Raw genomic sequence first — 6,625 nt, forward strand, 5'->3', positions numbered from 1 at the left:
CCCGCTCCTTAGATTTCACGACTAAATAAACGGTAAGCGACCTGGCCTGCGACTTTTTCGCGATGCAGTGACCAGCTTGCAGGCACCGCAGGCATGCCATTTTCTACTTCACTCTCGACGTAAATCAGCGCGTCGTCAGCCAGCCAGCCATTGCTCTCCAGCAGCGCCAGCGTTTCATCCAGCAATCCTTTACGGAAGGGAGGATCAACAAACACGATAGTGTGCGGCTCGCCCGGCTGCGCCAGAAAATGAAGCGTGTTGCTATTAACCACTTTGCCGTTGGCCGCCTTTAGCGTGAGCAGATTTTTTTGCAGCTGCTGTGAGACGTTGCGATCCATCTCCAGCAAAGTGGCGCGGGCCGCATAGCGTGATAGCGCCTCCAGCCCCAACGCCCCGCTGCCGGCAAAGCAGTCCAGCACCGTTGCGTCAACCATCGACGGCGCCAGCCAGTTAAACAGGGTTTCACGAACCCTGTCGGTAGTCGGGCGCAGGCCCGGGCTGTCCGGCACGGGGAGCTTGCGGCCGCGCCATTGGCCTCCAATAATACGGATCTGGCCGCTGCCAGTAGATTGCGGTTTTTTCATGGGACTCACAGCAAGGCGATTTCTTGCCGTCTAGTGTAACGGTGTGTGTAAAGCGGGGAAAGTGATAGACTAAGGCATTCATTAGATAATTATTTTCAGTGCCCGTGGCATGCTCAATCGGGCCTGTGCCATGAATTAACAGCGAGGGGTGTGTTCGCAAATGGCGAAAGAGAAAAAACGTGGCTTTTTTTCATGGCTGGGCTTTGGCCAGAAAGAGCAGGCTTCTGAACCAGAACCAGAACAAAAAGTAGCAGAAGAACAAACGGTTGCAGAAGAAGCTGTGGCTCAGGTTATTGAAACCCAGCAGCCGCAAGCCGCTGAGGAAACTGCACAGCCAGAAGAGATTAAGCCAGAGCGGCAAACTGAGATTCAGCCTGAAGCTGAGCCTGTTGTGCTTGAAAAGCATGAAGAACCTGAAGCCTTCGCTGAAGAGATCGTAGACGTCACTGAAAAACTCCTCGCAAGCGAAGTGGCTGCGGCTGAACCGGAAATCATTCCAGAACCAGAACCAGAACCAGAAGTTACGGCGCAAGTTGCGGTCGAACACGAAGAGCTGCCGGTTCCTGAAGAGGTCATCACGCCGGACGCTGCGCAGGTTGAATCGCCGGAAGAGTGGCAGCCTGAGCAAGAGTCTGTGGTATCTGAAACTGTTATTGCAGCTGAACCCGTTGTTGAGCCTGAAGAGGCTGCAGCCGCTCCGGTTGAAGCTACCGTCATGGAAGACGTCGTTGTCGAAGAAACACCGGCAGAAGAAGTTGTTGAAGAGGCTGCTGTTGTTGCCGCTATCGTTGAAAGCGTTCCGGCAGAGCTGGAGCCTGAAGAGACTCAGGCCGAACAAGTCCAGCACGAACAAGAGCGCCCAACCAAAGAAGGTTTCTTCGCGCGCCTCAAACGCAGCCTGATTAAAACCAAACAGAATCTCGGTTCCGGATTTATCAGTCTGTTCCGCGGTAAGAAAATCGACGATGATCTGTTTGAAGAGCTCGAAGAGCAGCTGCTTATTGCCGATGTCGGTGTGGAAACCACACGCAAAATCATCACTAACCTGACAGAAGGCGCAAGCCGCAAAGAGCTGCGCGACGCGGAAGCGTTGTACGGCCTGCTTAAAGAAGAGATGGGCGACATTCTGGCGAAAGTCGATGAGCCGCTGAAAGTGGAAGGCAAAACGCCATTTGTTATCCTGATGGTGGGCGTTAACGGCGTGGGGAAAACCACCACCATTGGCAAACTGGCGCGCCAGTTCCAGCAGGAAGGCAAATCTGTGATGCTGGCCGCAGGCGATACCTTCCGTGCCGCAGCGGTCGAGCAATTGCAGGTGTGGGGCGAGCGTAACAATATTCCTGTTATCGCCCAGCACACCGGGGCCGATTCGGCATCGGTTATTTTCGATGCTATTCAGGCGGCGAAAGCGCGCAATGTCGACGTGCTGCTGGCGGATACCGCCGGGCGTTTGCAGAATAAAGCGCACCTGATGGAAGAGCTGAAGAAGATCGTCCGGGTAATGAAAAAGCTGGACGAAGATGCGCCGCATGAGGTGATGCTTACCCTCGATGCCAGCACCGGCCAGAACGCGATTAGCCAGGCTAAATTGTTCCATGAAGCCGTTGGATTGACAGGCATTACGCTCACCAAACTTGATGGCACCGCCAAAGGCGGCGTGATTTTCTCCGTGGCCGACCAGTTTGGTATTCCGATTCGCTATATTGGCGTCGGCGAGCGTATTGAGGACCTGCGTCCGTTTAATGCGGGCGATTTTATTGAGGCACTTTTTGCCCGAGAGGATTAACCATGATTCGCTTTGAACACGTTAGTAAGGCCTATCTCGGCGGGAGACAAGCGTTGCAGGGGGTGACCTTCCATATGCAACCAGGCGAGATGGCTTTTCTGACCGGCCATTCAGGCGCGGGGAAAAGTACCCTGCTGAAGCTTATCTGCGGTATTGAGCGGCCAAGCGCCGGAAAGATCTTTTTCAGCGGCCATGATATTAGCCGCCTCAGGAGCCGCGAAGTGCCCTTTCTGCGCCGCCAGATTGGGATGATCTTCCAGGATCACCATCTGTTAATGGACCGAACCGTGTATGACAACGTGGCCATTCCGTTGATTATCGCGGGTGCCAGCGGTGAAGATATTCGCCGTCGCGTATCGGCGGCACTGGATAAAGTGGGCCTGCTCGATAAAGCGAAAAATTTCCCCATCCAGCTCTCTGGCGGCGAACAGCAACGCGTGGGCATTGCCCGCGCGGTGGTTAATAAGCCTGCGGTGTTGCTGGCGGATGAACCCACGGGTAACCTCGATGATGCGCTCTCGGAAGGGATTTTGCGTCTGTTCGAAGAGTTTAACCGCGTGGGCGTAACGGTTCTGATGGCAACGCACGACATGGGGCTGATATCCCGCCGTAATTATCGCATGTTGACGTTAAGCGACGGCCATTTGCATGGAGGCCTGACAGGTGAATAAACGTAGCGCGCTCAACCACATCAAGCGCTTTAGCAACAAGCTGGATAAAATCAACTCGCTCAATAAGCTCGGGGATTTAGGCCGCTCGGTGAAAAAACGTGGCAAAGGCCCTCAGTCGAAAAGCAAATCCCTTAAGGGCGGTGTGAACGAGCAGTTCCGCTACGCCTGGCAAGGGGCATTACAGGATTTGCGCAGCAAGCCATTAGCCACCTTCCTGACGGTGATGGTGATTGCCATCTCCCTGACGCTGCCAAGCGTGTGCTATATGGTTTACAAGAACGTCAACCAGGCGGCCACGCAGTACTATCCTTCTCCGCAAATCACCGTTTACCTCGACAAAGCGCTGGACGATAACGCCGCGCAGCAGGTGGTCGGCGCGATTCAGGCGGAAGAGGGCGTCGATAAAGTTAACTATCTGTCGCGCGACGAAGCGCTGGGCGAGTTCCGTAACTGGTCGGGCTTTGGCGGCGCGCTGGATATGCTCGAAGAGAATCCGCTGCCTGCGGTTGCCGTGGTTAATCCGAAACTCGATTTCCAGACCACCGACCACCTCAATACCCTGCGCGATCGCGTGGCCCGCATTAATGGCGTCGATGAAGTGCGCATGGATGACAGCTGGTTTGCGCGCCTTGCCTCGCTGACGGGTCTTGTAGGGCGCGTTGCTGCGATGATCGGCGTGTTAATGGTGGCTGCTGTATTCCTCGTGATTGGTAACAGCGTGCGCCTGAGCATTTTCGCTCGCCGCGATACCATCAACGTGCAGAAACTGATTGGGGCCACGGATGGATTCATCCTGCGACCGTTCCTGTACGGCGGCGCGCTGTTAGGTTTTAGCGGGGCATTTTTGTCGCTGATCCTGACTGAAATTCTGGTGTGGCGCTTATCATCTGCGGTCACCGAAGTGGCGCAGGTGTTTGGTACTAAATTCGATCTGACGGGCTTAGGGTTTGATGAATGCCTGCTGTTGCTGCTGGTGGCATCAATGAGCGGCTGGCTTGCAGCCTGGATCGCGACGGTACAACATTTACGTCGTTTTACCCCACAGTAAAAATTTTTTGATATACTTGTCCCCTGCTACGAAGTACCCATCAGCAGGGGACGCGTTCCCACCTCGGTTGTGCCGTTTCTCCTGCCCAGTTTCATAGCTCTGTCACATTTTGTGTGCAATATATGCACAGCTTTACAGTGAACTTGTGGATAACATCACTGTCTGAAGTTACTGTGAGTGGTACGGTTTGCCCCCTGGCGTGGAGTCGGGTGCAACATGGTGTAGCAACCTGTACGTTAGTCTCTAAGAGAGGGTTTGAATGACCAAAGAAATGCAAAATTTAGCTTTAGCCCCTGTTGGTAACCTGGAAGCTTATATCCGGGCCGCTAACTCCTGGCCGATGTTAACGGCTGAGGAAGAGAAGGAGCTGGCTGAAAAGCTGCATTACCAGGGCTGCCTGGAATCAGCGAAAAGGCTGATCCTGTCTCACCTGCGCTTTGTTGTTCATATCGCTCGTAATTACTCGGGCTATGGCTTGCCGCAGGCTGACCTGATTCAGGAAGGTAACATTGGCCTGATGAAAGCGGTGCGCCGCTTCAACCCGGAAGTGGGGGTCCGTCTGGTGTCGTTCGCCGTGCACTGGATCAAAGCTGAAATTCACGAATACGTTCTGCGTAACTGGCGTATTGTGAAAGTAGCCACCACGAAAGCACAGCGTAAGCTGTTCTTTAACCTGCGTAAAACGAAACAGCGTCTGGGTTGGTTCAACCAGGACGAAGTGGAAATGGTCGCCAGCGAGCTGGGTGTTTCCAGCAAAGATGTGCGTGAGATGGAATCGCGTATGGCGGCGCAGGATATGACGTTCGATATGGGCAACGACGACGATTCGGACAGCGCACCAATGGCGCCGGTGCTGTTCTTGCAGGATAAGTCTTCTAACTTTGCCGACGGTATTGAAGACGACAACTGGGAATCGCACGCCGCTGATAAACTCAGCGATGCCATGTTGGGGCTGGATGAACGCAGCCAGGATATTATCCGTGCACGTTGGCTCGACGAAGACAACAAGAGCACGCTGCAAGAACTGGCCGACCGTTATGGCGTTTCCGCCGAGCGTGTGCGCCAGCTTGAAAAGAACGCGATGAAAAAGCTGCGCATGGCCATCGAAGCGTAAGTTCTTCCGTCAGATAAAAAACCGCCTGCCAGGGCGGTTTTTTTATGCCCGTCACTTTCCTTTCCCATTGTGAAAAAATTGTTATTCCAAAAACCGCAAATTCGGGTATGTTTTTAACTCTGAGTGCGGCGAAGGCATACGCGGTATTCGTCAATCAAAAATAAAATCGTGCCAAAACAACACAACAAATACCAATCACAACAAGAATGGGGATTCTCAGGATGAACATGAAGGGCAAAGCGTTATTGGCGGGTTGTATTGCACTTGCGATGAGCAACGCAGCAGTTGCGAAGGAGATCAAAGTCGCGGTCGTTGGGGCGATGTCTGGCCCGGTTGCACAATATGGCGACCAGGAATTTACCGGTGCGGAACAAGCGGTTGCAGATATTAATGCCAAAGGCGGTATCAAAGGCGACAAACTGGTTATCACCAAATATGACGATGCCTGTGACCCGAAACAAGCAGTGGCTGTCGCCAACAAAGTGGTTAACGATGGCATCAAATACGTCATTGGACACCTGTGTTCCTCTTCCACCCAGCCTGCGTCTGATATCTATGAAGACGAAGGTGTTCTGATGATCACCCCTGCGGCGACGGCCCCTGAGCTGACTGCGCGCGGTTACAAATTAACAATGCGTACCACAGGCCTGGACTCCGATCAGGGCCCAACGGCTGCGAAATATATCCTTGATCGTGTGAAACCGAAAAACATCGCGGTGATTCATGACAAACAACAGTATGGCGAAGGCCTGGCGCGCTCCGTTCAGGACAACCTGAAAAAAGGCGGCGCTAACGTGGTGTTTTTTGACGGGATCACCGCAGGCGAGAAAGACTTCTCCACCCTGGTGGCTCGTTTGAAGAAAGAGAATATCGATTTCGTTTACTACGGCGGCTATCACCCGGAAATGGGCCAGATCCTGCGTCAGTCTCGCGCTGCGGGTCTGAAAACTCAGTTCATGGGGCCAGAAGGGGTGGCGAACGTTTCCCTGTCTAACATTGCGGGCGAATCTGCGGAAGGCCTGCTGGTGACCAAGCCGAAGAACTACGACCAGGTTCCCGCCAACAAACCGGTTGTAGAGGCAATCAAAGCGAAGAAACAAGATCCAAGCGGCGCGTTCGTCTGGACCACCTACGCCGCGCTGCAATCGCTGGCTGCTGGCCTGAACAAATCAGCGGAGCCTGCTGAAATCGCTACCTATCTGAAAGGCGCAACTGTTGAAACCGTGATGGGGCCATTGAGCTGGGATGAGAAAGGCGATCTGAAAGGGTTTGAGTTTGGCGTGTTTACCTGGCATGCCAACGGCACAGCGACCGACGCTAAATAATTTATCGGCCGCCCTCACCAGTTCCTTCTCCTCCGGGAGAGGGAACTGGCCCGGTTTTCTCCCTCTCCTGGGGTGCTGCTGTCTCTTAGTCACATAT

The 6,625-nt window shown here is 53.8% G+C and carries 6 protein-coding genes; 5 read left to right on the forward strand and 1 reads right to left on the reverse strand.

What is annotated here, in order from left to right:
- Positions 1 to 8: 8 nt before the first annotated feature.
- Positions 9 to 584, reverse strand: coding sequence for a 16S rRNA (guanine(966)-N(2))-methyltransferase (rsmD, locus tag EHN07_RS07165; RefSeq protein ID WP_124023492.1), 576 nt, complete (start codon positions 582 to 584; stop codon positions 9 to 11).
- 160 nt (positions 585 to 744) lie between these two features.
- On the opposite strand from rsmD, the gene ftsY reads away from it, so the two are divergent.
- From ftsY to EHN07_RS07190, 5 genes are all read left to right on the forward strand, one after another.
- Positions 745 to 2,370: a signal recognition particle-docking protein FtsY gene (ftsY, locus tag EHN07_RS07170; RefSeq protein ID WP_124023493.1), complete on the forward strand. Its 1,626-nt coding sequence runs from the start codon at positions 745 to 747 to the stop codon at positions 2,368 to 2,370.
- Between the two features lie 2 nt (positions 2,371 to 2,372).
- Complete coding sequence (gene ftsE, locus EHN07_RS07175; RefSeq protein WP_124023494.1) at positions 2,373 to 3,041, forward strand: cell division ATP-binding protein FtsE; 669 nt, start codon at positions 2,373 to 2,375, stop codon at positions 3,039 to 3,041.
- Complete coding sequence (ftsX, locus tag EHN07_RS07180; RefSeq protein ID WP_124023495.1) at positions 3,034 to 4,089, forward strand: permease-like cell division protein FtsX; 1,056 nt, start codon at positions 3,034 to 3,036, stop codon at positions 4,087 to 4,089. The genes ftsE and ftsX overlap by 8 nt, the downstream gene beginning before the upstream one ends.
- A 259-nt stretch (positions 4,090 to 4,348) precedes the next feature.
- Positions 4,349 to 5,203, forward strand: coding sequence for an RNA polymerase sigma factor RpoH (rpoH, locus tag EHN07_RS07185; RefSeq protein WP_124023496.1), 855 nt, complete (start codon positions 4,349 to 4,351; stop codon positions 5,201 to 5,203).
- 221 nt (positions 5,204 to 5,424) lie between these two features.
- The gene (locus EHN07_RS07190; RefSeq protein WP_124023497.1) at positions 5,425 to 6,528 is read left to right on the forward strand and encodes a branched-chain amino acid ABC transporter substrate-binding protein; all 1,104 of its coding nucleotides are present in this window, start codon (positions 5,425 to 5,427) and stop codon (positions 6,526 to 6,528) included.
- The last annotated feature ends 97 nt before the right edge of the window (positions 6,529 to 6,625 follow it).

The organism is Buttiauxella warmboldiae (genome assembly GCF_003818135.1).
In the GTDB taxonomy this organism is placed as follows: Bacteria; Pseudomonadota; Gammaproteobacteria; order Enterobacterales; family Enterobacteriaceae; genus Buttiauxella; species Buttiauxella warmboldiae.

Excerpts from the sequence above, each read along its gene's own strand:
- rsmD (WP_124023492.1), bottom strand. The coding sequence starts at position 584 with ATGAAAAAACCGCAATCTACTGGCAGCGGCCAGATCCGTATTATTGGA.
- ftsE (WP_124023494.1), top strand. The coding sequence starts at position 2,373 with ATGATTCGCTTTGAACACGTTAGTAAGGCCTATCTCGGCGGGAGACAA.
- rpoH (WP_124023496.1), top strand. The coding sequence starts at position 4,349 with ATGACCAAAGAAATGCAAAATTTAGCTTTAGCCCCTGTTGGTAACCTG.
- ftsY (WP_124023493.1), top strand. The coding sequence starts at position 745 with ATGGCGAAAGAGAAAAAACGTGGCTTTTTTTCATGGCTGGGCTTTGGC.
- EHN07_RS07190 (WP_124023497.1), top strand. The coding sequence starts at position 5,425 with ATGAACATGAAGGGCAAAGCGTTATTGGCGGGTTGTATTGCACTTGCG.